26 protein-coding genes are annotated in these 26,562 nt (G+C 58.5%); 16 read left to right on the top strand and 10 right to left on the bottom strand.

The features are described from left to right. Window positions 1-7: 7 nt before the first annotated feature. Window positions 8-967 carry an acetyl-CoA carboxylase carboxyl transferase subunit alpha gene (gene accA, locus VSX58_RS07265; RefSeq protein ID WP_327617496.1) on the top strand — a complete coding sequence of 320 codons (960 nt, stop codon included), beginning with the start codon at window positions 8-10 and terminating at the stop codon, window positions 965-967. Window positions 968-1,049: 82 nt separating this feature from the next. Here the strand turns inward: accA and VSX58_RS07260 are convergent, their stop codons facing one another. The 4 genes from VSX58_RS07260 to VSX58_RS07245 all read right to left on the bottom strand — a co-directional run bounded on the left by VSX58_RS07260 (window position 1,050) and on the right by VSX58_RS07245 (window position 5,537). Continuing rightward, a complete protein-coding gene (locus VSX58_RS07260; protein WP_327617495.1) occupies window positions 1,050-1,754 on the bottom strand; it encodes a LutC/YkgG family protein in 705 nt (234 codons plus the stop codon). Then, a complete protein-coding gene (locus tag VSX58_RS07255) occupies window positions 1,754-3,175 on the bottom strand; it encodes a LutB/LldF family L-lactate oxidation iron-sulfur protein (RefSeq protein WP_327617494.1) in 1,422 nt (473 codons plus the stop codon). The genes VSX58_RS07260 and VSX58_RS07255 overlap by 1 nt, the downstream gene beginning before the upstream one ends. Before the next feature lie 10 nt (window positions 3,176-3,185). Continuing rightward, complete coding sequence (locus VSX58_RS07250; protein WP_327617493.1) at window positions 3,186-3,905, bottom strand: (Fe-S)-binding protein; 720 nt, start codon at window positions 3,903-3,905, stop codon at window positions 3,186-3,188. Between the two features lie 99 nt (window positions 3,906-4,004). Then, window positions 4,005-5,537, bottom strand: coding sequence for an L-lactate permease (locus VSX58_RS07245; RefSeq protein ID WP_327617492.1), 1,533 nt, complete (start codon window positions 5,535-5,537; stop codon window positions 4,005-4,007). Window positions 5,538-5,705: 168 nt separating this feature from the next. Here VSX58_RS07245 and VSX58_RS07240 point away from each other — a divergent pair, with 168 nt between their 5' ends. Together VSX58_RS07240 and tilS are read left to right on the top strand one after the other, a co-directional pair. Continuing rightward, window positions 5,706-6,095 (top strand): VOC family protein, encoded by a 390-nt coding sequence (locus VSX58_RS07240; RefSeq protein ID WP_327617491.1) that lies wholly within the window; start codon window positions 5,706-5,708, stop codon window positions 6,093-6,095. Next, window positions 6,085-7,419, top strand: a complete 1,335-nt coding sequence (tilS, locus tag VSX58_RS07235) for a tRNA lysidine(34) synthetase TilS (RefSeq protein ID WP_327617490.1) — start codon at window positions 6,085-6,087, stop codon at window positions 7,417-7,419. The genes VSX58_RS07240 and tilS overlap by 11 nt, the downstream gene beginning before the upstream one ends. Before the next feature lie 44 nt (window positions 7,420-7,463). Here the strand turns inward: tilS and rof are convergent, their stop codons facing one another. Both rof and VSX58_RS07225 read right to left on the bottom strand, forming a co-directional pair. Next, window positions 7,464-7,724 (bottom strand): Rho-binding antiterminator, encoded by a 261-nt coding sequence (rof, locus tag VSX58_RS07230; RefSeq protein ID WP_327617489.1) that lies wholly within the window; start codon window positions 7,722-7,724, stop codon window positions 7,464-7,466. Continuing rightward, window positions 7,711-7,911 (bottom strand): YaeP family protein, encoded by a 201-nt coding sequence (locus VSX58_RS07225; protein WP_327612657.1) that lies wholly within the window; start codon window positions 7,909-7,911, stop codon window positions 7,711-7,713. The genes rof and VSX58_RS07225 overlap by 14 nt, the downstream gene beginning before the upstream one ends. Window positions 7,912-8,139: 228 nt before the next feature. Here VSX58_RS07225 and VSX58_RS07220 point away from each other — a divergent pair, with 228 nt between their 5' ends. Together VSX58_RS07220 and nlpE are read left to right on the top strand one after the other, a co-directional pair. Next, window positions 8,140-8,685: a YaeQ family protein gene (locus tag VSX58_RS07220; RefSeq protein WP_327617488.1), complete on the top strand. Its 546-nt coding sequence runs from the start codon at window positions 8,140-8,142 to the stop codon at window positions 8,683-8,685. 78 nt (window positions 8,686-8,763) lie between these two features. Beyond that, window positions 8,764-9,456, top strand: a complete 693-nt coding sequence (nlpE, locus tag VSX58_RS07215; protein ID WP_327617487.1) for an envelope stress response activation lipoprotein NlpE — start codon at window positions 8,764-8,766, stop codon at window positions 9,454-9,456. Window positions 9,457-9,537: 81 nt separating this feature from the next. On the opposite strand, the gene mutS is transcribed toward nlpE, so the two are convergent. Further along, window positions 9,538-12,102 carry a DNA mismatch repair protein MutS gene (gene mutS / locus VSX58_RS07210; RefSeq protein WP_327617486.1) on the bottom strand — a complete coding sequence of 855 codons (2,565 nt, stop codon included), beginning with the start codon at window positions 12,100-12,102 and terminating at the stop codon, window positions 9,538-9,540. Window positions 12,103-12,923: 821 nt separating this feature from the next. Here mutS and VSX58_RS07205 point away from each other — a divergent pair. The 11 genes from VSX58_RS07205 to mltB all read left to right on the top strand — a co-directional run bounded on the left by VSX58_RS07205 (window position 12,924) and on the right by mltB (window position 24,864). Next, window positions 12,924-13,844: a LysR family transcriptional regulator gene (locus VSX58_RS07205; protein ID WP_327617485.1), complete on the top strand. Its 921-nt coding sequence runs from the start codon at window positions 12,924-12,926 to the stop codon at window positions 13,842-13,844. 412 nt (window positions 13,845-14,256) lie between these two features. After that, the gene (locus tag VSX58_RS07200; RefSeq protein ID WP_327617484.1) at window positions 14,257-15,684 is read left to right on the top strand and encodes an amidohydrolase; all 1,428 of its coding nucleotides are present in this window, start codon (window positions 14,257-14,259) and stop codon (window positions 15,682-15,684) included. A gap of 30 nt (window positions 15,685-15,714) precedes the next feature. After that, complete coding sequence (locus VSX58_RS07195; RefSeq protein WP_327617483.1) at window positions 15,715-17,310, top strand: ABC transporter substrate-binding protein; 1,596 nt, start codon at window positions 15,715-15,717, stop codon at window positions 17,308-17,310. Between the two features lie 14 nt (window positions 17,311-17,324). Next, window positions 17,325-18,398 carry an ABC transporter permease gene (locus VSX58_RS07190; protein WP_407654855.1) on the top strand — a complete coding sequence of 358 codons (1,074 nt, stop codon included), beginning with the start codon at window positions 17,325-17,327 and terminating at the stop codon, window positions 18,396-18,398. Beyond that, window positions 18,395-19,330 carry an ABC transporter permease gene (locus VSX58_RS07185; RefSeq protein ID WP_407654854.1) on the top strand — a complete coding sequence of 312 codons (936 nt, stop codon included), beginning with the start codon at window positions 18,395-18,397 and terminating at the stop codon, window positions 19,328-19,330. The genes VSX58_RS07190 and VSX58_RS07185 overlap by 4 nt, the downstream gene beginning before the upstream one ends. Then, the gene (locus VSX58_RS07180) at window positions 19,323-20,189 is read left to right on the top strand and encodes an ABC transporter ATP-binding protein (RefSeq protein WP_327617482.1); all 867 of its coding nucleotides are present in this window, start codon (window positions 19,323-19,325) and stop codon (window positions 20,187-20,189) included. The genes VSX58_RS07185 and VSX58_RS07180 overlap by 8 nt, the downstream gene beginning before the upstream one ends. Next, on the top strand, window positions 20,186-20,947 hold the full coding sequence (locus VSX58_RS07175; RefSeq protein WP_327617481.1) for an ABC transporter ATP-binding protein: 762 nt from the start codon (window positions 20,186-20,188) through the stop codon (window positions 20,945-20,947). The genes VSX58_RS07180 and VSX58_RS07175 overlap by 4 nt, the downstream gene beginning before the upstream one ends. Before the next feature lie 77 nt (window positions 20,948-21,024). Next, entirely contained in the window at window positions 21,025-22,332 is a 1,308-nt protein-coding gene (locus VSX58_RS07170; RefSeq protein ID WP_327617480.1) for an MmgE/PrpD family protein, read from the top strand. A 204-nt stretch (window positions 22,333-22,536) separates the two neighbouring features. Then, a complete protein-coding gene (locus VSX58_RS07165) occupies window positions 22,537-23,190 on the top strand; it encodes a DUF421 domain-containing protein (RefSeq protein WP_327612826.1) in 654 nt (217 codons plus the stop codon). Between the two features lie 127 nt (window positions 23,191-23,317). Next, window positions 23,318-23,659, top strand: a complete 342-nt coding sequence (locus tag VSX58_RS07160; protein ID WP_327612669.1) for a zinc ribbon domain-containing protein YjdM — start codon at window positions 23,318-23,320, stop codon at window positions 23,657-23,659. Window positions 23,660-23,775: 116 nt separating this feature from the next. Further along, entirely contained in the window at window positions 23,776-24,864 is a 1,089-nt protein-coding gene (mltB, locus tag VSX58_RS07155; RefSeq protein WP_327617479.1) for a lytic murein transglycosylase B, read from the top strand. On the opposite strand, the gene VSX58_RS07150 is transcribed toward mltB, so the two are convergent. Genes VSX58_RS07150 through VSX58_RS07140 form a run of 3 tightly spaced genes read right to left on the bottom strand, consistent with a single transcriptional unit; the run spans window position 24,858 to window position 26,559 of the window. Further along, window positions 24,858-25,565: a GGDEF domain-containing protein gene (locus VSX58_RS07150; protein WP_327617478.1), complete on the bottom strand. Its 708-nt coding sequence runs from the start codon at window positions 25,563-25,565 to the stop codon at window positions 24,858-24,860. The genes mltB and VSX58_RS07150 overlap by 7 nt on opposite strands. A 6-nt stretch (window positions 25,566-25,571) precedes the next feature. Then, window positions 25,572-26,003 (bottom strand): DUF1987 domain-containing protein, encoded by a 432-nt coding sequence (locus VSX58_RS07145; protein WP_327612672.1) that lies wholly within the window; start codon window positions 26,001-26,003, stop codon window positions 25,572-25,574. A gap of 1 nt (window position 26,004) precedes the next feature. Next, window positions 26,005-26,559 carry a SiaB family protein kinase gene (locus VSX58_RS07140; RefSeq protein ID WP_327617545.1) on the bottom strand — a complete coding sequence of 185 codons (555 nt, stop codon included), beginning with the start codon at window positions 26,557-26,559 and terminating at the stop codon, window positions 26,005-26,007. Window positions 26,560-26,562 lie beyond the last annotated feature (3 nt).

Raw genomic sequence — 26,562 nt, 5'->3', positions numbered from 1 at the left:
GAATACTATGAGTCTGAATTTTCTTGATTTTGAGCAGCCGATTGCAGAGTTGGAAGCGAAAATTGACTCGCTGACCGCAGTCAGCCGTCAAGACGAAAAATTAGATATTAATCTGGATGAAGAGGTCCAGCGCCTGCGTGAGAAGAGCGTTGAACTGACGCGCAAAATCTTCTCCGATCTGGGCGCCTGGCAAGTCGCCCAGCTGGCGCGTCATCCCATGCGGCCTTATACGCTGGATTACATCAAACACATCTTTACCGATTTTGATGAACTGGCGGGCGATCGCGCCTATGCCGACGACAAGGCGATTGTCGGCGGCATCGCGCGTCTGGACGGACGTCCGGTGATGATTATTGGTCATCAGAAAGGACGTGAGACCAAAGAAAAAATCCGGCGTAACTTCGGCATGCCGGCGCCGGAAGGCTATCGCAAGGCGCTGCGTTTGATGGAAATGGCGCAGCGCTTTAAATTACCCATCATCACCTTTATCGACACCCCGGGGGCTTATCCCGGCGTCGGAGCGGAAGAGCGCGGCCAGTCGGAAGCCATCGCCCGCAACCTGCGGGAAATGTCTTGCCTGCGCGTGCCCATCGTCTGTACCGTTATCGGCGAGGGCGGATCCGGCGGCGCGCTGGCGATTGGCGTCGGCGATAAGGTCAATATGCTGCAATACAGCACCTATTCGGTGATTTCGCCGGAAGGCTGCGCCTCTATTCTGTGGAAAAGCGCGGATAAGGCGCCGCTGGCCGCGGAAGCGATGGGCATTACGGCGCCGCGCCTGAAAGAGTTGAAGCTGATTGACAGCGTTATTCCGGAACCCCTGGGCTCCGCGCATCGCAACGTGGCGGCGATGTCCGAATCGCTGAAGGCGCAGCTGCTGTCCGATCTTGAAGATCTGGATGCGCTGGATGAAGACGAGCTGCTTAACCGCCGCTATCAGCGGCTGATGAATTACGGCTACTGCTAAATATCCATCCTTACCGGCGTCTGGGCCCGCGATCCTTAGGATCGCGGGCTTTTTCTTTTCTATGACGCGGTCCGTTTCGGCGTCAGCGATCTTCGATAATCAGATACGCCGCATTGACCGGCCCGTGCACGCCGATGACCTTAATCAGCTCGATATCGGCGGTGGAGCTGGGGCCGGCGATCAGGTTGATGCAGGCGGGCATCCGCTCGCCGTTTTGCGCCATCGCGCGCAGCCGCTGCGCCAGCTGCGCCACGCGCGGCAGAATGTCGCTTTTGCGCAGCACAAAGATAGAGGTTTCGGGCAGCAGGCTGATGGAGCAGCCGCGCTCCGGCGCGGAAAACAGCACTACCCCGCCGGACTCGGTCAGCCCCGCTTCGGCGTAGACCACGCCGATCTTCGCCTGCTCGGCCAGGCGGATATTCTCCTGTTGCGCGTCGGGGCGCCAGACGTGGGCGTTGAACCGCTGCTGCAACCGCTCGGTAACGCCCAGCTCGGCCAAACGCGCGTCGCCGCTGACGATCACCGGAGCCTGGCCGTATTTTTCGCACAGCGCCAGCAGGCTTTCCAGCAGCGCCTCTGAGGAGGTCAGCACGCAGTCGGCTTTCAGCGTGGCGCGGGCGAAATCGACAAACGCCTGGCAGCGCTGGTCCGCCGACAGTTCCGTCAGGCGCGTCTGCGCCAGCAGCGGGGTTTCCGACGGCGCGCCGATCGGCGTATGGCGTACGTCCCGCCCCAGTTGTCTGGCGATTTCCGCTAAAAAGTCGTCACGGTTTTGTTGGTTAAGCATTATTTTTTCCCCTCGGACTGGTGGCGTTTGAACCAACTGCGGAAGCTTTCGCCGTCCGCTTCCGGCAGGTCGCGCGCCTGCGTCCATGCGCCAAGCGCGCCGATGTTTATCGGCATTTTGCCGTCCTTGATCATCCAGCCGGCGACTTTGGCGCCCGCGGTCATCCCCACTTTCCATAAGCCGGGGTGGGCATTGGCATAGTTGAACACTTTGATGATCCGCTGCTCCGTTTTCGGGGTGATTCCCTGTTCCGCCATCACGCGGCGATGCTTGAGCAGCAGCTGCGCCAGCGGAATTTTCACCGGGCAGACCTGGTTGCAGGCGGTGCAGAGCGAGCAGGCGTAAGGCAGATCTTTAAAATCCTTATAGCCGCCCAGCAGCGGCGAGAGCACCGAACCGATAGGACCGGGATAGATCGAGCCGTAGCCGTGTCCGCCGATATGGCGGTAGGCCGGGCAGGTATTGATACAGGCGCCGCAGCGGATGCAGCGCAGCACCGAACTGAATTCGGAGCCCAGAACTTTGGAGCGTCCGTTATCGACGATGACCAGATGGAACTCCTCCGGTCCGTCGATATCGCCTTCCTGACGCGGGCCGGTCAACCAGGTGTTGTAGCCGGTAAGCCGGGCTCCCACCGCGCTGCGGCACAGCATGGTAATCAACACGTCGACCTCGGCGAAGCTGGGGGCGATACGCTCCATGCCCATCACCGCGATATGGGTTTTCGGCAGGGTGGTGCACAGCCGCCCGTTGCCTTCGTTGGTCACCAGGCATACCGAACCGGTTTCAGCGACGGCGAAGTTACAGCCGGTGACGCCGATATCGGCGGTGAGAAACTCCTGGCGGATCTTCTGACGAATGAATAAGGTCATGGCTTCCGGCGTTTCCGGGCCGTCGTAGCCCAGACGATCTTTCAGGATGCGCTGGATCTGGCGGCGATCTTTATGGATGGCGGGCACCACGATATGCGACGGCGGATCTTCATCCAGTTGGAGAATATATTCGCCCAGGTCGGTTTCCACCACCTGGATGCCCGCCTGCTGCAGCACATGGTTCATGCCGATCTCTTCCGTGACCATCGACTTGGACTTGACGATCTTCTTCGCCTGTTTGGCTTGCGCGACCTGCAGAATATAGTCGGTGGCCTGTTCGCAGGTGCGGGCGAAAAAGACGTGCCCGCCGTTCTCCGTCACCTTCTCGCTCAGCTGATACAGATAGGCGTCGAGATTTTCCAGTACGTGGTTACGGATTGCCTCCGCCTGATCGCGCCACTGCTCCCAATTTCCCAGTTCTTCCACCATTTTTTGTCGATTGGCGCCGATGCGCTCCTGCGCCATGGAGACATTACGCCGCATGATCTCGTCCTGCATCTCCGCGCTGATGCGTGGCCTGAAATCAACTTTGCTGGTTTTTAAGTACATGTCGCTCCCCTTATCGGCTCATCAATACTTCGGCGATATGCATCACCTTGACGGGATGTTTTTCCCGGCTGAGTCTGCCGCCGATATTGATCAGGCAGCTAACGTCGGCGCTAATCAGATAGTCCGGCCGCGGCGTCATCATGTGCCTTACCTTTTCTTTGACCATTTCGCCGGAGATTTCGGCCATCTTGACCGAGAAGGTGCCGCCGAAGCCGCAGCAGGTTTCCGCATGCTCGAACGGCACCAGCTCCAGCCCAGCGACATGGCGCAGCAGCGTCAGCGGCGCGTCGACGACGCCGAGCTTGCGCGACAGGCTGCAGGAAGGGTGGTAGACCGCTTTACCGGGCAGGCGGGCGCCGACGTCGACCACGCCGAGAACATCAACGATAAACGAAGTGAGATCCTGCATGCGATCGGCGACCGCCTGCGCGCGCCGGGCCCACTCCGGCTCATCGCTAAGGTAGCCGGCATAGTTTTTAATGGCATAGGTACAGGAGCCGGCCGGGGAAACGATCGGATAATTATTCTCTTCCAGCGCCGCGATCAGCGATTTCATCGCGGGTTTGGCGCCGTCGACATAGCCGCTGTTTAACGCGGGCTGGCCGCAACATCCTTGTTTTTCTGGGAAAAATACCTTACAGCCCAATTGCTCGAGCAGTAGAACCGTGTCACGCGCCATCTTTGCCTTCAAGGCATCGCCAAGGCAGGTGACGTAAAAATTAATGTTCATCGACATGTGCTCCATGACTAACTAACGATTAAAACCGCCATACGGATAAATTGGTTTTTAATGCTATCTTCCAGCTTAATTGGTTTTATTTTATTGATATCAATAGAAAAAATAGTACAGTGCGCTCACCTTCACCCCGAGAATGGCAATGTAGATCAGGCAGTAGCGCAGTACGCCGGACATAATGGCGCTGCTTTGTCCCTCCATGCGCGTCGCCGAAACCGCGATCGAGATGCTTTGCGGCGAGATCATTTTTCCGCCCGTCGCGCCGGAGGTGTTGGCCGCCGCCAGCAATAGCGGGTCGGCGCCTATCTGCTGCGCCGCCGTCGTTTGCAGTTTGCCGAACAACACATTGGAGTTGGTATCGCTGCCGGTGACGAAGGTGCCCAGCGCGCCGATTAGCGGCGCGATGAACACATAGCCGCGCCCGGTGACCGCCACCAGAGAATTGGCTACGTCGCCGATCATGCCGCTGGTGTCCATGACCGTCGCCATGGCGACGATGGCGCAAATGGCGATGATGGATTTTTTCAACTGCGCTACGGTGCTCCACAGCACCGCCAGCATCAGGCCCGGCCGCGCGCCCTGAACGGCGCCGCCGATCAGCGTCGCCAGGATAATCAGCACGCCGGGAGTGCCCAGCCACTCAATTTTCAGCAGCAGCGTTTGCCCGTTGCTCAGCGCCAAAGGGAATTGGCTGGAGATCAGTCCGACAAATCGTTTCAGCGCGGGAAATAGCGGAGAACACAGCAGGATAAAAATAAAGGTTAGCAGATAGATGGCGCCGGCGCGTAACATCTGCCCGCGGCCGTAGGTGGTTCGGGGCGCCGTCTGAGCGGCGGATCGCGTCCGCGGACGCCGTTTCGCCAGCCACATCACCACCGCCATGCTCGCTAGGCTGCCGGCGAAGGCGGGCAGCTCGGCGCCGATGTAGGCCGCCGCCAGATACTGCGGCACCAGCGAGGCGACGCCGCACATCAGGGTGATAAACACCACGCCGCGCAGCGCGCGGATGCCGCCGTTGGTGATGGCGACGACGACAAACGGCAACAGCAAATTGAACAGCGCGAGCTGAATAATCACCATGCCGCCGAGATCCGTTACCGGCAGCCCGGTCTGTTGCGCCAGAATCGATACCGGAATGCCCACGGCGCCGAAGGCGGTCGGTACGGTATTGGCCACCAGCGAGGCGATGGCGGCTTTCAGCGGGTCGAATCCCAGCGCAATCAGCAGGCTGATGGGAATGGCGACGGCGGTGCCGAATCCGGCGGCGGCTTCAAGAAAGCCGCCGAAACACCAGGCGATCAGCAAAACCTGAATGCGCGGATCGTCGCTAATGGCCGCCAGCGTGTTTTTCAATACCTCCATGGCGCCGGTTTTCTGCATCAGGTTGTAGCTGTAGATTGCGCCGAGTATCACGATTACAATCGGCCAGAGTCCCTTTGCGGCGCCATACAGCGACGACAGCAGCAGATCTGCAGGCGATGACCGCCAGAACCCGGCGGCAATCGCTAATGTCAGCCCCAGTGCGATGAGAATGGAATAATGTACAGGCGTTTTTAACCAAAGAATCAGGACGATCAGAACAATTAGCGGGGAACTACCCAAAACAAACATCTGCGGGTCAAACATACCGACTCCTTTCATTTATTTGGATTTATTGACTGAGCCTGCCATTAAGACAGACTATCAAGCGGGGGCCGGCGGTCTGAGAGGTGAATCGTTTTGAGCGAAAGGCGTGATAAAATTCGTCGCATCAAATGATATAGATCAATCTGTGAGAGGGAGCAGGAACGGGTTATGCTAAAGCTGAATGGCGTTCACCATATTGCGATCGTTAGCGCCGACTATCCGCGCAGCAAAAGGTTCTATTGCGATATTCTGGGGTTTACCCTGATGAGTGAGGTGTATCGCGCCGAGCGCGATTCCTGGAAAGGGGATTTGGCGCTGAATGGACGCTACGTCATTGAGCTGTTTTCATTTCCCAATCCGCCGGCGCGCGTTAGCCGCCCCGAAGCCCGCGGCCTGCGCCATCTGGCCTTCTCGGTGGAGAGCGTCGAACAGGCTATCGCCGCGCTCGCTCTGGCGGGGGTAAGCTGTGAACCGGTGCGTATCGATTCTGAAACGCAAAGGCGGTTTACCTTCTTTAGCGATCCCGATGGGCTGCCCTTGGAACTGTATGAGGAGTAGCGCCGTGAACCAGACCGCTGCGGACGATCCGCTGTTAACCTCTCTGGTTGCGCAAATCGAGGGATGTGGAAAAGCGCTGGTGGCTTACAGCGGCGGCGTGGATTCCAGCGTGCTACTGCATCTGATGGTGGCGTTGCGTCGGCGCCGTCATATCGAACTACGCGCGGCTTACGTGCATCACGGGTTAAATCCGCAGGCGGATAGCTGGGCCGAACACTGTGAGCGGCAATGCCGGCAGTGGCAGGTGCCGTTTACCCGGCTCGACGTGACCGTCGACGTCCAGCGCGGCGGCATTGAGGCCGCGGCACGGGACGCGCGCTATCGGGCGCTGCGTGAACATCTGCTGGATGATGAGGTTTTGCTGACGGCGCAGCATCTCGACGATCAGAGCGAAACTTTTTTACTGGCGCTCAAACGGGGCAGCGGCCCCGCCGGACTGTCCGCCATGGCGGCGCAAACCACGCTGGGCGGCCATCGGCTGTTGCGTCCGCTGCTCGGTTTTTCCCGCCAGCGCCTGGAAACCTACGCGCGTTCCCACCGGCTCTCCTGGATTGAGGATGACAGCAACCGGGACGAGCGCTTCGATCGTAACTTTCTGCGCCGGCGCATTCTTCCTCAGCTCCGCGAACGCTGGCCGCATTTCCCGGCGGCGGCGGCGCGCAGCGCGCAGCTGTGCGCCGAGCAGGAACAGTTGCTTGATGAGCTGCTGGCCGAATCACTGCGGGCGCTGAGCCGGCCGGATGGCTCCCTGAGCATCGGCGGGCTGGCGCCGCTGAGTCCGGCGCGGCGCTGCGCATTGCTGCGCCGCTGGCTGGCTGAACGGGGCGTGCAGATGCCGGCCCGCGAGCAACTGCAACGGCTGTGGGATGAGGTCGCCGTCAGCCGTCAGGACGCCGACCCGGTGCTGCAGCTCAATCAGTGGCAGATTAGGCGTTTTCGTCAGCATCTTTATGCGCTGCCGCTGATGCAATCGCTGAGAGAACGCGTATTAGCCTGGCGACCGCCGGCCGGGCCGCTTGAGCTGCCCGACGGGGCCGGCGTGTTGGCGCTGGCGGCGGACGGCACGCGAGTTCGCCGGCCCCGCGCGCAGGAATTGGTGAGCATTCGGTTCAGCGCCGCGGGGCGCGTGCATCGGGTGGGGCGGGCCGGCGGCCGGTCGATGAAAAAACTTTGGCAAGAACTGGGCGTGCCGCCGTGGTGGCGCGATCGCACGCCGCTGCTCTTCTATAATGACCGGCTGATCGCGGCGCTTGGCTGGTTCGTCACCCTGGAGGGCGAGGCGAAAGAGGGAGAGCCAGATTGGCATATTGCCTGGGTGAAATGAAAACGGACAACCTTTGTTGTCCGTTTGAGGGGAACCGGGACGAATCAGGATTCGCTGACCACCACTTTGCCGATTCCCGGGTGGCTAAAGCTGACAATGTGGTCGAGACGCAGCTCGCGCGTCGCGCCGGCCTCTTCGATCACTAAGTATTCAACGTGCTTACGCGAGATCATGTCGCTGGCTTTGCCGATAACGGTTTCGCCATTACGCAGCTCCAGCGTCAGTATTAAATTCTGCTGGCAGGCGGCTTCCAGATTGTCGTAATCATCACAGTTGATGGGTTGATATTCATTACTCATTGACATAATCGCTCACCAATAAGTTGGCGGCGGCGTAAGCCGCCTGTTCCCTGACAGAGGATGGCAGTTCGTCGTTGGCGGCGATGCCATCCAGGGTTTTCAATACGCAACCCAGCGAGTCGGGTATATAGCCCAGATCGCCACTGGCGATCTCCGCATATATGCGGCGTACTAATTCACAGTATTCTTGCACTATATCCTCCCCTGAAAGTCTAACCCGGTAGACATGCGCGCATCCTCATGTTACTGCGACGGATGTTGTAAGCCTACGAAGATAAACTCTATTCATCAAATCGACTATAGCATAGGCGCAAATAGGTTATCAGTATTCCAATCTCTCTGTTTCGTTATCGCGCGCGTCTTTGCTGTGAGGAGAGCCGGAACTCAAGTACACTGTCCGCGGATAAATATGGGGTAACAGATGGCATTAAAAGCAACGGTGTACAAGGCGGCGATCAATATCGCGGATATGGATCGCCATTTTTTCTATGACGCTAACCTGACCATCGCCCAGCACCCTTCAGAAACGGAGCAGCGGATGATGTTGCGTTTACTGGCCTGGATCTGCCATGCGGATGAGAATTTACGCTTCACGAAAGGTCTGAGCGCCGACGATGAGCCGGAAATTTGGTTGCGTAATGATACGCTGGAGCTGGAACAGTGGATTGAACTGGGGTTGCCGGATGAAAAACGGCTGAAGAAAGCCTGCAGCCTGTCTCGTTCAGTCGTTCTCTACGCCTATGGCGAACGCGCCGCGCAGGTGTGGTGGCAAAATATTGCGGGCAAAGTCTCGGGGTATAAGAATTTGGCGATATATTTTCTGGACGATCGTCAACTGGCCCAACTCGCCGCTTTGGCAAAGAAAAATATGACGCTACAGGCTACCTTACAGGAAGGCATTATCTGGTTGTCCGACAGCGAGAATAGTCTGGAAATCACATTTTCCGACTGGCAAACCGCGCGTTAATAGGAATTATTATGCGCTGGTTGATAAGCAGTAGAATAACTTATCAGTAAAATAACCGACCCCGGCAGGAGAATAATAGTGAAGAAACTGGCGATTGGCGCGCTGTTGGTTGCGGTAATACCTGTGCTGATCGGGTGTCACACTCGTTCGCAGATGCAGGAAGAGCCCCTAAAACCGATGGCGCAGAGCTATCGTGGCATATTGCCCTGTGCTGATTGCGAAGGCATTGATACGTCGCTGTTTTTGTCAGAAGATGGCACGTTTATTCTGCGGCAGCATTATCAAACGACGCGTGAGGGAACGAATACCTTTGCTGAATATGGTCAGTGGCGGCGGACGGCGGATAAACTGGTGCTGACCGATAGCCACGGCGACAAACTTTATTTCCGTCCGCAGGGGAGGGATCTGGAGATGCTGGATCAAGAGGGCATTCCCATCGATTCGCCGCACGCTTATCGGCTGAATGCCACGGAGCTGGCCTTGCCGGATACGCCGATGGCGATGAAGGGAATGTATCGTTATATGGCCGATGCCGCGCTCTTTGCCGATTGCGCCACGGGAAAAACGTTTACGGTGGCGAATAACGTCATGCTGGAACAGCAGTATATGAAGGTCAGGACGGCGGCGGGCGCGCCGGTATTTACCGAGTTTTCGGCGCACTTCGCCGTCATCCCTTCCATGGAGGATGGGAAGGTGAGCAAAGCGCTGGTGCCTGACGGCGCTACGGTGCGGATGAATGCGCGGCAAGGGTGCGATAGCGCGGTGAAATAGCGGTGAGTAAGTAATAAGGTAAATAAGAAAGGCGCCGATCGTTCGGCGCCTTTTGGCTTTGCGTAGCCCTATCGCCGGGGATTACAGCATTTTCTTCAGGCGGTATAGCCAATCCAAGGCCTGGCGCGGCGTCAACGCGTCGGGATCGATGGCTTCCAGGGCCTCGACGGCGGGCGACGGCTCTTCGTTGCCCAGCAGCGTCAGCTGCGCGCCGTCGATATGGCTCGTCGATGCGTTGTTCGACAGCGTCTCCAGCTCCTTGAGCTTTTTGCGCGCCCGCTTAATGACATCTTTCGGCACGCCCGCCAGCGCCGCGACCGCCAGGCCATAGCTTTTGCTGGCCGCGCCGTCCTGCACGCTGTGCATGAATGCGATGGTATCGCCGTGCTCCAGCGCGTCCAGATGCACGTTCGCCACGCCTTCCATTTTTTCCGGCAGATTGGTTAATTCAAAATAGTGGGTGGCGAACAGCGTCATGGACTTGATCTTGTTGGCCAGGTTTTCCGCACAGGCCCAGGCCAGGGAGAGGCCGTCATAGGTCGAGGTGCCGCGGCCGATTTCATCCATCAATACCAGGCTGTTTTCCGTCGCGTTATGCAGGATATTGGCGGTTTCCGTCATCTCCACCATAAAGGTCGAACGGCCGGAGGCCAGGTCGTCGGCCGCGCCGACGCGAGTGAAAATGCGGTCTACCGGGCCGATCACCGCCCGATCCGCCGGAACGAAGCAGCCGATGTGCGCCATCAGGACGATTAACGCCGCCTGACGCATATAGGTGCTTTTTCCCCCCATGTTGGGACCGGTGATAATCAGCATGCGGCGCTGCGGCGACAGCGACAGCGGGTTGGAAATAAAGGGTTCGCTGAGAACCTGTTCCACCACCGGATGGCGTCCGCCGGCGATGTTGATGCCGGGCTTATCGCTGAGCGTCGGGCAGACATAATTGAGCGTATAGGCGCGCTCCGCCAGATTCGCCAGCACATCCAGTTCGGCCAGGGCCGAGGCGCTCTGTTGCAGCTCCGCCAGATGCGGCAGCAACAGGTCGAACAGCTTATCATAGAGCGCTTTTTCCAGCGACAGCGCCTTGCCTTTGGAGGTCAGCACCTTGTCTTCGTACTCTTTCAGCTCGGGAATGATGTAGCGCTCGGCGTTTTTTAACGTCTGGCGGCGGACGTAATGTATCGGCACCAGATGGCTCTGGCCGCGGCTGACCTGAATGTAGTAACCATGCACGCCGTTGAAGCCGACCTTGAGCGTATCGATTCCCAGCTTTTCGCGTTCGCGGATCTCAAGCCGGTCCAGATAATCGCTGGCGCCGTCCGCCAGCGCCCGCCACTCATCCAGCTCCGCGCTGTAGCCCGGGGCGATAACGCCGCCGTCGCGCACCAGCACCGGCGGCGCTTCCACCACCGCGCGTTCAAGCAGATCGCGCAACTTGTCAAACTGTCCAATCTGCTCGACCAACTGGCGAATATAGTCGGTTTCCAGCGGCGCCAGTAGCGCGCGGATATCGGGAAGCTGCTGGAAGGCGTGACGCATGCGCGCCAAATCGCGCGGGCGGGCGGAGCGGAGCGCCAGACGCGCCAGAATGCGCTCCAGGTCGCCGACCTGCCGCAGATAGGGCTGTAATTCGGCGCTGAGATCCTGCAAGGCGCCGATGGATCGCTGGCGGCGGGTCAGCGTCTCAATGTCGCGGCTGGGCATATGCAGCCAGCGCTTTAACATTCGGCTGCCCATTGGCGTCACCGTGCAGTCCAGCACCGCGGCCAGCGTATTTTCCGTACCGCCGGACAGGTTTTGCGTCAGCTCCAGATTGCGCCGCGTGGCGGCGTCCATAATGATGCCGTCCTGCTGGCGTTCCATGGTGATGCCGCGAATATGGGGCAGCGAGGTACGCTGCGTATCTTTGGCGTATTGCAGCAAACAGCCGGCGGCGCGCAGCGCGAGTTTCGCCTGTTCAACGCCGAACCCGGTGAGGTCGCGGGTACCGAACTGCAGGTTTAACTGTTGGCGGGCGGTATCCAGCTCAAACTCCCATAGCGGGCGACGGCGTAATCCGTGACGATGCTCGATCAACGACATGGATTCAAAAGATTCGGGATAGAGCAGCTCCGCCGGATTGGTGCGCTGCAGCTCCGCGATCATCGTTTCCCGATCGCCGGGTTCGGTTACGCGGAAACGACCGGAGCCGATATCCAGCGTGGCGTAGCCGAATCCCCGCCCGTCCTGCCAGATGGCGGCTAACAGATTGTCCTGTTTTTCTTTCAGCAGCGCTTCATCGCTGATGGTGCCGGGCGTGACGATGCGCACTACTTTGCGCTCAACCGGCCCTTTGCTGGCGGCGGGATCGCCGATCTGTTCGCAGATGGCGACCGATTCGCCCAGCTGCACCAGCTTCGCCAGGTAGTTTTCCACCGCGTGGTGGGGCACGCCGGCCATCGGAATGGGCTCGCCGGCGGAGGCTCCCCGTTTCGTCAGCGAGATATCTAAAAGCTGGGATGCTCGCTTGGCATCGTCGTAAAACATCTCATAAAAGTCGCCCATACGGTAAAACAGCAGAATTTCCGGGTGCTGCGCCTTCAGTTTGAAGTACTGCTGCATCATTGGCGTGTGGGCGGTGAAGTCCTTGTCTGTGGCTTCAGTCATATTGATTTTACTCGATTTTTAATCTTTCCGTTAGCTCAGGCGGCCGTTGATACATCGCCCAAAAACCGCCTGAATCCATAAATGGGTATGCCGGGCGCATCCTGGATAGGATGGGCTGCTATCCTATCGGGCTGATAGGCATCTGGGACGCTTAGATAAGAATACCGCTCAATCATTCTATTATATCAATAAGTTATTTGTTGATGTGAAGTCGGTCAGCGATCCCGAAGAGCGTATCATCGATGTTTCTCGCCTGGGACGAAAATCCTATCTTATCACCGACGACCACCGCGATTCACCCGCGGGCTTCGGTGTGAAAATCGGTGATACGGAAAAAATCTACATCATCCAGCGCCGCGCGGGTGTCGGGCGACGAACGGCGGTAAAGCACGATGGGAAGTTATCAGAGCCGCGATGGGAAATGTATCTGATTTTGCCGATATCGTTCGCGCATGCGAGACGGCCCGCAGCCTTGCCCGGACGATGAAGCAAACGAAGCGCAGCCCGAAGGCGATCGGAAAAGAGATCAATGTGGTCGAATTCGGACAGAGAGAGCCGATATGCGAGCCATTGATATCGGGATGCGCGGAAAGATAACGATTTACGCTGCGCAATGCGTGCAAAGGGTTGCCGTTACGACAATGAGTCGTATCGCACTTTTTTTGTGCATTGCTGCCGGTTTTTTGTGCTGCGGAGTGACGCGATTTTCAGATAACTTTCTGATTTTCTATAATTTTAAATATGGCGTGATTATTGCTTTTAAGTTAACCCCTAGTCGAAAAATACTTTGTTCCCTTTCGTCCAGACAGAGGTTTCTTGCTATGGAGCTGAAATGGTTTGAAGATTTCCTCAGCGTCTCACGTTGTTATAGTTTTACCCGCGCCGCCAATGAGCGCCATATCACGCAATCCGCCTTGAGCCGCCGTATTCGCCAGCTGGAAGAGTGGCTCGGCGTGCCGCTGTTCGATCGTAAAACCTATCCCGTGACCTTGACGCCGGAAGGCCAGGCGTTTCTCGCCACGGCCAATGAAACCGTGTTCGCCATGGCGCACTTGCGCAGTAATATGCATCAGCGCTATGAGAAACGCACCGCGGTTATGCGCTTCGCCATGCTGAATACCCTGTCGCTGACGTTTTTCCCCGAGTGGTTTAAGCACGTTAATCGCCAGCAGCGTATGGGCTACATACGGCTGTGCGATCAAAAGCCGACGTTTGTCGAACATATTTCTTTGCTGCACGGCGGCGAGACGGATTTCCTGCTGACCTATGCCCATGATTCGGTGTCGTTAATCAAGCAGCTCGCCGCTTACCCCATGCTGACGCTGGGGAGCGAGCGCGCGATTGCGGTCTGTCGCCCGGATGGCCGGGGGCGTCCGCTCTATCCGATCGGATTTTCGCGCGATCCGGTTCCCTGGTTGAGCTATGGCAAACATTCGTTTTTTGCCCATGCGCTCACGCAAATGCTGCTCGTCAAACCGTTGCCGCTGGAGCCGATCTATGAAAACAGCATGTCGATCAATCTCAAGGCGATGGCGCTATCCGGCACCGGGGTCGCCTGGCTGCCGGAAAGCCTGGTGAAGGAGGAGCTTGCCGGCGGCGAGCTGATCTGCGCGGGCGATAGCCATTGGGATCTGCCGCTGGATATCCGTTTGTACCGACAGCCGGCGCTGCGCAACCGGCAAGGTGAAGAGTTCTGGCGACTCGCGGCGGCTTCCGTCCTGCCGGAGCTGGCCGTGGGTTAATCGGCCCCATTTCCGACGTTTATCCCGCCGCGGCTTAGGGCTGCGCGCATTATACCCGTCATCCTTCAAGCTACAGGTGCGTTGGCTTTCCTCGCTCGCCCCAGTCACTTACTGCGGTAAGCTCCTGGGGATTCCCTGCGTCGCCGCCTTCCTACAACTCGAATTATTTTGGGTATAGAACCTTTCCGTTTTCTCTCCTGATTCCTGCGCCTGAGCGCCGCTACGTTGCCGTACGGCAGCGCGGTGGCCGGGGGGCGTCTTCCTGGGCATGACCTGCGCCAAACTATGAATTTTTGGAATAGGGGGTGTGAATTGCTCATTGGCATTGCGGATTATTTTTGTCGCATTCTGGAGGCTCTCCGGGGCCCGATGCGCCCGTCGTTCCGCATAACGCTAAATTCTAAGGATCGTCATGCAAAATAAAGAGTTAGTCTGGAAATGGGTGGATGAGCTCAAGGCTGAGTTTTGTGATTTGAGCGATCGCGTCTGGGGTATGCCGGAAATTTGCTACGCGGAGTATCGTTCCGTGGCCGAGCACACGGCGATGCTGAAAAAACAGGGATTCCGCGTGACGGAAAACGTCGCCGATATTCCCACCGCGGTGATGGGAGAAGCGGGCGAGGGCGGCCCCGTCATCGCCATTCTGGGCGAGTATGACGCCTTGCCGGGGCTTAGCCAGGCGTCCGGCGTCGCCACACCGTGCCCGCTGCCGGGAAACGGCAACGGACACGGCTGCGGGCATAATCTGCTGGGCGCGGCGGCGATGCTGGCCGCCGCGGCGATCAAAACGTGGCTGGAGCAAACCGGCCTGCCGGGACGGGTGCGCTATTACGGCTGTCCTGCCGAAGAGGGCGGCGCCGCCAAATCCTTTATGGCGCGCGCCGGCGCGTTTGACGGCGTCGATGTCGCCATTACCTGGCACCCCAACTCCCATCATGAAGTGGCGAAGCCGCGATCGCTGGCCAACACCCGGATGGATTTCCATTTTACCGGGCGTTCTTCCCATGCCGCCGCTTCGCCTCATCTGGGCCGCAGCGCGCTGGATGCCGTCGAGCTGATGAACGTCGGCGTTCAGTTTCTGCGCGAACATGTGCCGCAGGATTGCCGCATTCACTATGCGATGCTCGATTCCGGCGGTATCGCGCCGAATGTGGTGCAGGCGAAGGCCGCCGTTCGTTACGCCATTCGCGCCCGCGATGTGCGTACCATGTTCGATCTCAACGAACGGGTGACGCGCGTGGCCAACGGCGCCGCCATGATGACGGATACCCAGGTGGCTATCAGCATTATGAGCGCCGTTTCCAATCTGCTGGGCAACCGTCCGCTGGAGGAGGCGATGCAGCGCAATTTCGAAGCGCTGGGGCCGGTGCCGTTCGATGCCGAGGATATGGCTTTCGCCGCCGAAATTCAGTCCACGTTAAGCCCGGAGGAGATCGCCAGCGACTATCGCCGCGCCGGCATGAAGCCCGCGCAGTTAAAGCCGCTCAGCGATTACCTTATCCCGCTGGATGTTCAGGGTGAAATCATGATCGGCTCCACCGACGTCGGCGACGTCAGCTGGGTGATCCCCACCGTACAGGCGCATGTCCCGACGATGGCCATCGGCACGCCGGGCCATTCATGGCAGTTGACCGCCCAGGGGAAAATGCCCGCCGCGCATAAAGGGCTGGCGCATGTCGCCAAAATCATGGCCGCCACGGCTATTGACGCGTTGACGGACGCGGCGCTGCTGGCGCGGGCGAAGGCGGCCCACGCCGAGCAGACCGCGGAAACGCCCTACCGCTGTCCTATTCCGGCCGAGGTTCAACCGCCGATTCAGCCGCGCCCGGAGAACCTTTAATCCACTTTTCAATACGCTGGAGCTCGTTCAATGATCAAACTCAATACGATTACCGCAGCATGGGTGTTTTCCGGTTTTATCAGCGCGGCCGGCCACGCCGCTACGCCGCCCGACTCGCTGGTGATGGCCTGGAATATTGACGCTATCAGCACCTGGGATCCGGCGCAGATTGGCGAAGTGGTCACCAATGAGATTGTGCTGAATACCTGCGATTCGCTGGTTAAATTTGACGCCGCAGACGAAAGAAAGGTGGCGCCCAATCTGGCCGAAAGCTGGGATGTCTCGGCGGATCATCGGCAGATCACCTTTCATTTGCGGGATAATTTGCGATTCCCCGACGGCTCGCCCGCCGCCGCCGGCGATCTCGCCTGGTCGATGCAGCGCGTGGTGAAGCTGGGATACGGCAACGCCGCCGCGATTACCGATTACGGCTTCAATAAGGAGAACGTCGACCAGACCATCACCGCGCCGGACGATAAAACGCTGGTCATGAAGCTGGATAAACCCTATCCCACCAATCTGGTGTTGCAGGCCATCGCCGCGAACGTGGTTTCCTCCCTGCTGAACCGCAAGCTGTTGGAAAAAGAGGCGGTCAACGGCGACTTCGGCCATAAATATCTCTCCACCCGCACCGCCTGCGTCGGCCCCTATCAGCTGATGCGCTGGAATGCGGGCGAGGGCGTGGTGTTACAGGCGACGGAGAACTACTGGTCGACGCCGCCGGCGCTGAAACGCGTGCTGATTCGTCACGTGGCGGAAACGGGCACCCAGCGATTGTTGCTGACGCAGGGCGATGTGGATGTGGCGCGCGATCTTTCCGCCGACGATCTGAAAACGCTCGACGAAGGCGGTAAGGTGCGCGTGGAAAAAGTGCTGAAGCCCCAGCTGTTTTTCTGGACCTTCAATAGCGAAGATCCGATCTTCAAAAACCCCAAGGTCCGCCTGGCGATGCGCTATCTGATCGACTACGACGGCCTGGCGAAAAATGTGATGCCCTACCTTGGCGTTCCCCGCGCCAGCTTTGTCCAGCTCGGCGCGTTCGGCGCGCTGGATGAAAAACAGGGGCAGCCTTTCAAGCTGGATTTGGAAAAAGCCAAACGGCTGCTGACCGAAGCCGGTTATCCCGACGGGTTCTCCTCCAGCGTGATTTTCGGCACCTTGCCGCACTCCGCGCCTATCGCTCAAAGCATTCAGCAGAACGCCGCCAAAATCGGCGTTCAACTGAAGCTGGAGCGCATGGCGAACGCGCAGCTGTTTAGCCGGGCGCGCGGACGCGAATTTTCCAGCGCCATGATGGCGTGGCAGACCGCCGTGCCGGATGCGCACGGCAACGCCTCCCGTCTGGTCTTTAACCCCGATAACCGTAAGGAAGCCCGCGCCACGCAGTACCCCAGCTGGCGCGCCGCGTTTTATAACGAGGAGCTGAATAAGCAGGTCGGGGCCGCGCTGCTGGAAGCGGATGAAAGCAAGCGGATTGAAAAGTACGCCGAGCTTCAGCGCGCAGTGATGGAGGAAGGGCCGATGGCCATTATGTTCCAGATGTATAACACCGCCGGCGTCAGCCCGGCGGTGAAGAACTGGACCTGGAATGGTTTCCGCGTCTGGTACAACGCGGCAAGCAAATAACCGGAGGGGCGTCAATGTCGCAGGTATGTTCGCAACAACCGATGAACCTGGTATGGGCGTTACGCTATCGCCGCTTGCTGAGGCTGATAAAAGGCGCGATCTCCATCTTCTGTACGCTGCTGGGACTGGCGGCCTTGACCTTCTTTATCGGCCGGCTGCTGCCGATCGACCCGGTGGTGGCGGTGATTGGCGACAACGCCAGTCAGGAAGCCTATGACACCATGTATGTCCAATTGGGGCTTGACCAGCCGCTGTGGAAACAGTTCGCCGATTATCTCTGGCAGCTGGCGCATCTTGACTTCGGTACGGCCCTGACCACCAGCCACCCGGTCGCGCAGGATATCGCGCGCGTGTTTCCCGCCACGCTGGAACTGGCCACGCTGGCGGCGATCGTCGGCACCGGACTGGGCATCCCGGCCGGGGTGCTGTCCGCCATGTACCGCAATTCCTGGTTTGATCATCTGATCCGTTTTATCGGCCTGCTGAGCTACTCGACGCCGCATTTCTGGCTTGGCCTGATGGGGCTGCTGCTGTTCTACGCCTCGCTGGGCTGGATCGGCGGGCCGGGACGTATCGATTTTATCTATGAATTCGATCTGCGCCCGGTCACCGGCTTCTGGCTGATCGACAGCGCGCTTGCCCGTAACTGGGCGATGTTCAAGAACGTTTTCAGCCATATTATCCTGCCGGCCTCGATTCTCGGCCTGAGTTCGCTGGCCTATATCAGCCGTATGACCCGCAGCTTTATGATCGAACAGTTATCCCAAGAGTACATTATCACCGCGCGGGTGAAAGGATTGTCCTGGGCGCGCTGCGTCTGGGTGCACGCGCTGCGCAATATCGCGGTGCCGACGCTGACGGTGGTCGCGCTCTCCTGGGCCTGGCTGCTGGAGGGGGCGGTACTGACCGAAACCGTTTTCGCCTGGCCGGGGTTCGGCCGCTATCTCACCAATGCGCTGCTGGCGGGCGATATGAACGCGGTGGTGGGCTGCGCGCTGTTAACCGGCGCGATCTTCGTCGTGCTTAATCTGATTTGCGATTTACTGTACCGCCTGTTCGATCCCCGCACGCGCCAGGAGGACCAATGACTGATTTGACGAATAAATCGCCTGCCGCCCAATCCCGTTCGTCTCTGCGCAATTGGCTGAGCGCGCCGGCGCCGGCCACGCCGTTTCAGGCGCGTATGCAGCAAATGTGGATCCAATGGCGCCGTTTTTGCGCCAATCATTCGGCTCTCTTCGGTCTGATAGTGCTATTGGTCATCGTTTTCGCCGCGCTGTTCGCCCCCTGGCTGGCCAGCCACGACATCTATACGCAGGATCTGGGCAATCGTCTGCAAACGCCCAGCCTGGAAAACTGGCTCGGCACCGATGAGTTGGGGCGGGATATCTACAGCCGGCTGTTGTACGGCGCGCGCATCACGCTCTATATCGCGGCGCTGACCGCCGTCATCATTACGCCCTTGGGGCTGGCGATCGGCACCACGGCGGGCTACCTCGGCGGCTGGGTGGATACGGTGCTGATGCGCCTGGTGGATATTTTTCTGGCGTTTCCCAGCCTGATTCTGGCGCTGGCGTTTGTCGCCGCGCTCGGGCCGGGCATCGAAAACGCGATTATCGCCATTTCCCTGTCGTCCTGGCCGCCTATCGCCCGTCTGGCGCGGGCGGAAACGCTGTCGATCCGCAAGATGGATTACATTGCGGCGGTGCGCTTACAGGGCGCCTCCTCCTGGCACATTATTCTGTTCCATATCATTCCCATGTGTCTGCCGTCGGTGGTGGTGCGGGTGACGCTGAATATGGCGGCCATCATTCTGACCGCCGCCGGGCTTGGTTTTCTCGGATTAGGCGCGCAGGCGCCCAGCCCGGAATGGGGCGCCATGCTGGCGTCGGGACGCGAGTTTATGCTCAATAACGGTTGGATCGCCGCCATCCCCGGTTTAGCCATCCTTTTCACCAGTCTGGCCTTCAACCTGCTTGGCGACGGCCTGCGCGACGTAATGGATCTTCGCCATGAGTGACATTCTGCTTGACGTACAGGGTCTGAATATTGTGTTTAAAGGCGCTCATGAGGACAACCACGCGGTGCGGGACGTCTCCTTTCAGGTCGGGCGCGAAAAAGTGGCGGTTGTCGGCGAGTCGGGATCCGGTAAATCGCAGACCTGCCGCGCGCTGCTCAAGCTGACGCCGAAAATCGGCCGCATCAGCGCCAGGGCGATCCGCTTCGGCGAGATCGATCTGCTGAACGCCAGCGAAAAACAGATGCGCGCCGTGCGCGGCAATCGCATTTCGATGATTTTGCAGGATCCCAAATTTTCCCTGAATCCGCTGATGCGCATCGGCCACCAGATCACCGAGGCCTATCGTCTGCATACGCGCGTCGGTTACAAGGTCGCCCGTGAAAAAGCGCTGGCGATGCTGGAGTCGGTGCATATTCTCGACTGTGAAAATGTGTTTGAACGCTACCCTCATGAAATTTCCGGCGGCATGGGGCAACGCGTGATGATCGCCATGATGCTGATCCCGGAACCGGATCTGATCATCGCCGACGAGCCGACCTCGGCGCTGGATGTCACCGTGCGTCAGCAGGTGCTGGCGATCCTCGACGAACAGCTGGCCCGTCGCAATACCGGATTGTTGTTTATCACCCACGATCTGAATCTGGTGTCGCGCTTCTGCGACCGGGTGTTGGTTATGTACGCCGGGCGCGTGGTGGAGGAGATCCTCGCCAGCCGGCTGCACGACGCCCGCCATCCTTATACCCAAGCCTTGTTGGCCAGTCAGCCGCGCCTGCATCATCCGGTGGAGACCCTGAGCGTGCCGGCGCGCGATCCGGCCTGGTTAACCGGCCCCAGCTACCGTAACGGAGTCGCCCTATGATCATTCCAGCCTCACAACGCAGCGTGGAAGTCGTCGATCTCAATATCGCTTTCGGCGAAGGGGTGATGCGGCGTCAAGTGGTCAGCGATGTCAGCTTCACGCTGGCGGAAGGCGAAAGCTACGGGCTGATCGGCGAATCCGGCTGCGGCAAGTCCACCATTCTGCGCGCGCTCGCCGGGCTGAACAGCCATTACCAGGGGGCGATTCTGTTCGCCAACCGCGAACAGCATCCGGTGCGCGATAAAGCCTTTTATCGCCAGGTGCAGATGGTGTTTCAGGATCCCTATGCCTCGCTCCATCCGCGCAAAATGGTGTACAGCGCGCTGCGCGAGCCGCTGCAACTGCACAAACTGGATCGCCACGAGGAGCGGATCAGCGACGCGCTGAACGCCGTCGGCTTGTCGGACGCCTTCCGTTACCGTTATCCGCACCAGCTATCCGGCGGTCAGCGCCAGCGGGTCGCCATCGCTAGGGCGCTGATTACCGAACCTTCCGTACTGTTGCTGGACGAGCCCACTTCCGCGCTGGATGTGTCGGTGCAGGCCGAAATTCTTAATCTGCTTGCCGCCATGCGTCGGCAGCGCAGTTTGACCTACCTGATGGTGACGCACGATCTGGCGGTGGTGACGCATCTGTGCCAACGGGTGGCGATTATGCATCAGGGCAAGCTGCTGGAGGAGCTGAGCGCGGACGCTCTGCGGCGCGGAGGCGCCCGCGAAGAGTATACCCGGCGTTTTCTCGCCGCCAGCGAGGCATAACACGGCGCAATTCGCCTCCGGGCCGTCGCGGCAATGGCGGCGCTTTCCGTTTAATACGCTTTCTTTGCGAGAAAAATATGACGGTGATTGAAACTATCGCCGCCTGGTGCGCGCGTAAACCGCCGTTTAGCCAGGCAGCCAGACAACGGGCCCGTGAGGCCATTATCGATACGCTGGCGTGCCTGTATGCCGGGCGTAATGATTTCTCCAGCCGCGCGGTGCGGCAGGCGTGGTCGGCCTACCAGCCGCGGCCGGCGGCGGTCTGCGCGCTGATTAACGCCACCGCGGCGCACGCCATCGACTACGACGATAATTTTGCGCCGGGAATGAGCCATGCTTCGGCGGTGCTGGTGCCGGCATTGCTGGCGATAGCGCTGGAGGAGAAGCGCGGCGGCGGCGATCTGATCGACGCCTATCTGATTGGTTTGCAGGCGCAGGCGTTCGTCGGTTCGGTCGTGGGGCCGTCGCATTACACCGCGGGCTGGCACGGCACCTCTACCGTGGGCTGTATCGGCACCGCCGCCGGCGTCGCCTGGCTGAAAGGGCTGGACCAAGCGGGGATCGCCCGGACGTTGAGTATCGCCGTCAGCCTTGCCGGCGGCGTTAAGGGGCAGTTCGGCACGCCGTTGAAACCGTTTCATGCCGGCATGGCGGCGCGTAACGCGGTGGAAGCGGCGACGCTTGCCGCCGTCGGCATGTCCGGTCGTCTGGATATTATTGAAGGCGAGCAGGGCTTTTATCAGCTCTTTGCCGGCAAGCATTTTCCATCGGCGGATATCGCAAGGTGGCCGACTTTATCGCAACACGTCATTGAAACCGACGGCGTTCTGCCGAAAAAACACCCCTGCTGCGGGTCAACGCACCGGGTTCTGGACGCCATCAGCGATTTGCGGGCGCGGCATTCGTTTAGCGCCGACGATGTCGTGAACGTCGCGGTTAAAGTGGGGATCGCAAACCGACGCAATCTGGCTTACCCCTTGCCCCAAAATGAGATGCAGGCGCGTTTTTCCATGCCTTACTGCGTCTCCGTTCTTTTGCATAACGGGGCGTTAAGCGTCGCGGATTTTACGCCGGAACGGGTCGCCGGCCAGGCCGTGGCGGACAAGCTGGGCCGGGTAGGCATGACCAGTTGGAGTGAGGCGGAAGAGGAGGAGGGGAACAATCTGCCGCATATTGTGACCATCACGCTAAAAGATGGCCGCAGGCTAAGCGCCCAGCGGCTCAATGCGAAAGGCGACATCAGCGAACCCTTTAGCGATGACGAGCGGCAGCGCAAGTTTGCCGACTGCTGCGCCGCATTGCCCGAGGCCGGCGCGCTATACCGGCGGTTAACCCGGCTTGAGCAGGAAACGTCGCTGGCGTTTTTGCACGTCATGCTGATGTGAAATGTGCGGCTAGGGGGGGAACGCGCGCAGCGGACGGGTGAACGCCCGCCCGGGCGCGCCATTGGCACGCGCGCCGATTTTCATCTATAACCTTCATTATATGCGGGCATCGCGCCGGTGAACGCGCCTTTGGCGGCCGTTTTCGTTGGTTCCGGCGCGGATGTTTTTATGGCAAATACCGTAAACAGGGCGAATAGAGGAAATATGGGCTATTACGGATTTATTTTAATAAAATTCATTATCGGCTTTTTTATCGTCATTATGCATCTAAACCTCTCGGGCAAAACTCAGCTTTCGCAGATGACGCCGGTTGATTTTATCGGCAACTTTGTTTTGGGGGGGATTATCGGCGGGGTCATCTACAGCGACAGCATACCGCTGCATCAATATATCATTGTGTTACTTATCGGCGTCGGGCTGATATCGTTGCTCAATGCCATCACCAAGCACGTTAGCCTGTTTCGCTCCATCGCCATCGGCGATCCGCTTCCCATTGTGAAGAAGGGACGCTTCCTGATGGACAATATTCTGCGTAAGAAAAACAAAATCGATATCCTGAATGTCGCGTCCCAGCTTCACTCGCAGGGTATCAACTCTTTTCGCCAGGTCAGCTATGCCCAAATCGAACCCAGCGGCCAGCTTACCGTCGTTTGCGATGACGCGAAAATGCCGTCCGTCATTATTATGAAAGACGGCAAGATCCGGTATGACGAACTGGAGCAGCAGATAGAAAAGGATGAGGACTGGCTTAACGCGCAGCTTGCGCAGCGCGGGCTTAAGGCGGAAGAGATCTTTATCGCCGAATTTTGGGACGGAAAAGTCATGTTCATCTTGCGGGATGGCAAAATCGTGCAGTGATTCACTGCCGGTTCAAGAGACGGCTACTCTCCGCGCGAATAAAACGTTAAAATATCCGTAGCTGGCGACAGTCATATTGATTTTATTTGTTTTTTATCTGATTTTTTAAATTTTTGGGAATTTTATCATGCAACAGTTACCTAATTGTCCTAAGTGCGACTCTGAATATGCCTGGCAGGACAACGATCTGCTGAACTGTCCGGAGTGTGGGCATGTGTGGGCGATGGGCGGTGATGCGGCGGTCGAGGAAGAGGGACCGATCGTCAAAGACGCCAATGGTAATTTGCTGGCGGACGGCGACACCGTGACGGTAATTAAGGATTTGAAAGTTAAAGGAAGTTCATCAACATTGAAAATCGGTACGCGCGTTAAAGGCATTCGCCTGGTGGAAGGCGATCACAATATCGATTGCAAGATTGACGGTTTTGGCGCGATGAAGCTGAAATCCGAGTTTGTGAAGAAAAACTAACGCTCTAATGCGCCCGGGATTGCGAGCGATTCGGGGCGCAGATTTCGGTTTTTTCTCGTTAGGCAATGATTTACCATAACGGTTACTTTTCCCTTATTCGGTTACACGGACATCTGATGCGTCATTTGGCCACTCTTCTCTCAGTGCTTGTACTCCTCTCCGCCTGTAGCAGTAAACCGACGCCGACGTCGCCGCCCGAAGCGCCTCAGGGCAATCCCTTTAAGGGCGGTTTTTTGCTCGAACCGGCGCATGCGGGCCATCCGCTGAGCGGCGACTTCGCTTTTAATCCGGCGACGAGCCGCTTTGTCGATAAGATGGTGAATGAACACGGTTTCGACCGCCAACAGCTGCATGATGTTCTGGCCCAGGCGCAGCGGTTGGACTGGGTGCTGCGCCTGATGGATAAGCAGGCGCCGACCTCGGGGGCGCCGTCTGGCCCTAACGGCGCCTGGCTTCGCTACCGTAATCAGTTCATCACGCCGGATAACGTGCAAAACGGCGTGGTTTTCTGGGGGCGCTATCAGGATGCGCTGCGACGCGCCTGGGAGACATACGGGGTTCCGCCGGAGATCATCGTCGGTATAATCGGCGTAGAAACCCGCTGGGGCCGGGTGATGGGGAAAACCCGGATCGTTGACGCGCTGGCGACGCTGGCGTTCGACTATCCACGTCGCGCCGAATACTTTACCGGCGAATTGGAAACCTTTCTGCTGATGGCCCGTGCCGAAGGGAACGATCCGCTCAGCCTGCGGGGGTCTTACGCCGGCGCGATGGGATACGGCCAGTTTATGCCGTCATCGTTTAAAAGCTATGCGGTCGATTTCGACGGCAATGGCCATATCAATCTGTGGGATCCGGTGGACGCCATCGGCAGCGTCGCCAACTACTTTAAGGCCCATGGCTGGGTCAATAATGGGCTGGTGGCCGTTCCCGCGCTGGGGCAGGCGCCGGGGCTGAAAAACGGCTTCAATACGCGCTACTCTCTCGCCGAGCTGCAGGCCGCCGGGTTAAAACCCATGAGCACGCTGGGCGGTTACGCCGAGGCCAGCCTGTTGCGTCTGGATATCGGCAGCGGCTATCAATATTGGTACGGTCTGCCTAACTTTTACGCCATTACCCGCTATAACCACAGCACCCACTACGCGATGGCGGTATGGCAACTCGGGGAAGCGGTTAGCCGCGCCAGGCTGGGAAGCGGTTACTGAGATTCAACGCAATTCCGGCCCCGGTTCTTTGCCTTATAGAGCGCCGCATCCGCTGAACCATAGAGCGTATCGAAGCAGGTTCGGGGCGGCGCCCAGCTCACGCCGAAACTGGCCGTCACGGTGTGCTGGGGCAAAACATGCAGCGGAATGTCGTTCAGGCTGAAGTGGATGCGCTGCGCGATAGAGACGGCCTGCTCAAGGGTGAAGTTATCCAGCAAAATCGTGAACTCTTCGCCGCCCACCCGGCCAATGCTGCCGTTCCCCTTGAGCACCTCCCGCAGCCGGGTCGTCAGCGCGCAGATCACGGCGTCGCCCATTGGGTGGCCGAAGGCGTCGTTGACCCGCTTAAAGTGGTCGATATCCAATACGATAAGCGCGGCCTGATCGTGCTCCAGCGTTTGATTGATGCGTTCAATGATCGCGCCGCGATTGTAGACGCTGGTCAACGGATCGTGGCTGGCTTTGTACTCCAGTTCGCTCGCCAGCTTGTGCAATTGGGCGTTCAGGCGGTTCAATTCCTTTTCCGCGCGGTCGCTGCGGGAAATCAGCCGATGGGACTCCCGCACCAGGCGTTGGTAATGTTCGGTCAGCGCCAGCAGCGTGTCCCGATAGACCTCGGCCGGCATATTCTGCTGGGTGGCGACGTTGCGCGCTGCGATAAGAATATCGTATTCCGGCGTGAACAGCTCAAAGGTACTCATCGTGGGTTACTCCAGAACATGGCTGTGGAAGTCAAGCGCGGGAAAATCGATGTGTAGTTCTTCACCGAACTCTTCCGCAATGTCGTCATCCTTGTCGTAATACCAATGCAAAGTAATGGGCAGTTTATGTTCCGCCGCCTGGTTCAGCTCGTTAAACAGGCTGAATAGCATTTTGGTGCTGGAACTGTTGAAGTAAACCAGCGATACGTGGAATTCGATGGCCGGCGGCAGATCCGCCTCCGCGGCATCGCTTTTGGTGGTTAACAGCCGAAGATAATCCCGAATTTGTTCGATCAACGGGCGGTAGAACGCCGCCGCGTTTTCAGGGTAGGACTCGCCGGTTAGAGAAAGCCGATGAGTATCAAAGTAGAAATCTACGGCCGGTGTACAGGGCGTCCCTGCGATGTGGAGATTTTCCATATTGATAATGTTCGCCATTTCAGATGATCGCCTTCAGATAAAACGTTGACAGCCCCGTCAGCGCATCCGCGCGAAAGGTGAACTGCAACGGTTCGCTGGCATCGCGTGCGACAGTCAGTAACCCCATATCCGCTCCCTTGCTCCAGGGCGGCGTTTCATCGCGCAGAGAGGCTTTATAGGCGAGTTTGATTTCATCAAGAGTCATATAACGCAACGGCTCAAGACGCACTCGCAGCTTTTCAATATCGTCGGGATGAACCTGATTCGCACAAAGTAAAAAATATTTCCCGTTTTCATGACCGACGCACACCGAGCCGTGACGCACTTCATTCAACTGGTCGACGGCGGTTAAGTGGGCGGCGGAATAGCGGGTGATGTTCTGTACCATTTCAACAAACGCTGAGAATAATTTGCGGCGTATGCCGGCGGGAACCTGTTTTTTTTCAAGCTGCAATCGCACCGTTTCAGCCAGCGAACTGATGATGTTTTGCGAAAAATACCCGACGTAATACAACGTAATGTCCCGTTGATACGCTGAGTCGAAAATTTCGGCGTACTTGCTATCTGGCATAATCCC

It is taken from the genome of Brenneria populi (assembly GCF_036016195.1).
Taxonomy (GTDB): domain Bacteria; phylum Pseudomonadota; class Gammaproteobacteria; order Enterobacterales; family Enterobacteriaceae; genus Brenneria; species Brenneria populi.
This window is presented reverse-complemented; position numbering and strand designations above follow the sequence as displayed.

Bases quoted from the DNA above. Each gene is read 5' to 3' on its own strand.
- accA (WP_327617496.1), top strand. From the start codon at position 8: ATGAGTCTGAATTTTCTTGATTTTGAGCAGCCGATTGCAGAGTTGGAA.
- VSX58_RS07260 (WP_327617495.1), bottom strand. From the start codon at position 1,754: ATGCTTAACCAACAAAACCGTGACGACTTTTTAGCGGAAATCGCCAGA.
- VSX58_RS07255 (WP_327617494.1), bottom strand. From the start codon at position 3,175: ATGTACTTAAAAACCAGCAAAGTTGATTTCAGGCCACGCATCAGCGCG.
- VSX58_RS07250 (WP_327617493.1), bottom strand. From the start codon at position 3,905: ATGAACATTAATTTTTACGTCACCTGCCTTGGCGATGCCTTGAAGGCA.
- VSX58_RS07245 (WP_327617492.1), bottom strand. From the start codon at position 5,537: ATGTTTGACCCGCAGATGTTTGTTTTGGGTAGTTCCCCGCTAATTGTT.
- VSX58_RS07240 (WP_327617491.1), top strand. From the start codon at position 5,706: ATGCTAAAGCTGAATGGCGTTCACCATATTGCGATCGTTAGCGCCGAC.
- tilS (WP_327617490.1), top strand. From the start codon at position 6,085: ATGAGGAGTAGCGCCGTGAACCAGACCGCTGCGGACGATCCGCTGTTA.
- rof (WP_327617489.1), bottom strand. From the start codon at position 7,724: ATGTCAATGAGTAATGAATATCAACCCATCAACTGTGATGATTACGAC.
- VSX58_RS07220 (WP_327617488.1), top strand. From the start codon at position 8,140: ATGGCATTAAAAGCAACGGTGTACAAGGCGGCGATCAATATCGCGGAT.
- mutS (WP_327617486.1), bottom strand. From the start codon at position 12,102: ATGACTGAAGCCACAGACAAGGACTTCACCGCCCACACGCCAATGATG.
- VSX58_RS07205 (WP_327617485.1), top strand. From the start codon at position 12,924: ATGGAGCTGAAATGGTTTGAAGATTTCCTCAGCGTCTCACGTTGTTAT.
- VSX58_RS07200 (WP_327617484.1), top strand. From the start codon at position 14,257: ATGCAAAATAAAGAGTTAGTCTGGAAATGGGTGGATGAGCTCAAGGCT.
- VSX58_RS07195 (WP_327617483.1), top strand. From the start codon at position 15,715: ATGATCAAACTCAATACGATTACCGCAGCATGGGTGTTTTCCGGTTTT.
- VSX58_RS07190 (WP_407654855.1), top strand. From the start codon at position 17,325: ATGTCGCAGGTATGTTCGCAACAACCGATGAACCTGGTATGGGCGTTA.
- VSX58_RS07185 (WP_407654854.1), top strand. From the start codon at position 18,395: ATGACTGATTTGACGAATAAATCGCCTGCCGCCCAATCCCGTTCGTCT.
- VSX58_RS07180 (WP_327617482.1), top strand. From the start codon at position 19,323: ATGAGTGACATTCTGCTTGACGTACAGGGTCTGAATATTGTGTTTAAA.
- VSX58_RS07175 (WP_327617481.1), top strand. From the start codon at position 20,186: ATGATCATTCCAGCCTCACAACGCAGCGTGGAAGTCGTCGATCTCAAT.
- VSX58_RS07170 (WP_327617480.1), top strand. From the start codon at position 21,025: ATGACGGTGATTGAAACTATCGCCGCCTGGTGCGCGCGTAAACCGCCG.
- VSX58_RS07165 (WP_327612826.1), top strand. From the start codon at position 22,537: ATGGGCTATTACGGATTTATTTTAATAAAATTCATTATCGGCTTTTTT.
- VSX58_RS07160 (WP_327612669.1), top strand. From the start codon at position 23,318: ATGCAACAGTTACCTAATTGTCCTAAGTGCGACTCTGAATATGCCTGG.
- mltB (WP_327617479.1), top strand. From the start codon at position 23,776: ATGCGTCATTTGGCCACTCTTCTCTCAGTGCTTGTACTCCTCTCCGCC.
- VSX58_RS07150 (WP_327617478.1), bottom strand. From the start codon at position 25,565: ATGAGTACCTTTGAGCTGTTCACGCCGGAATACGATATTCTTATCGCA.
- VSX58_RS07145 (WP_327612672.1), bottom strand. From the start codon at position 26,003: ATGGCGAACATTATCAATATGGAAAATCTCCACATCGCAGGGACGCCC.